This window comes from Methylobacterium nigriterrae, from assembly GCF_037106235.1.
GTDB classification, from domain to species: Bacteria; Pseudomonadota; Alphaproteobacteria; order Rhizobiales; family Beijerinckiaceae; genus Methylobacterium; species Methylobacterium nigriterrae.
In genome coordinates this window covers 1-255 of sequence record NZ_JBAWTG010001038.1, presented here as the reverse complement: position 1 = coordinate 255, position 255 = coordinate 1, and the positions used below count along the sequence as shown (strand labels likewise).

General features: G+C 60.0%; 1 pseudogene. It reads right to left on the bottom strand.

Features of this window, described 5'->3' with window-relative positions:
* Positions 1-255, bottom strand: a pseudogene (locus tag WDW90_RS40150) (HlyD family type I secretion periplasmic adaptor subunit); the annotation flags it as partial.

Below are 255 nucleotides of genomic sequence, written 5' to 3'. Positions count from 1 at the left end.
CGCGTCGCGCGACAGCAGGAAATTGAGCTTGGAGCCGACTTCCTTATCCATCAACGTTCCGCGCATGGTCTCGATCGCCCGCAACGTCTCGAGCCGCTGCCGCAGCATCACCTCTTCGTCCCGACTGGTCTTCAGATTCGCCTGTGCGCTGGCAATCTGGGCATCATAGTTGCGCAGGGACGCCTGGTAATGGGCCTTGCGCTGCACGAAGAGTTTAGCCTGCAAAATCTCATCCGGGTTCGTCGATTCCCCCGC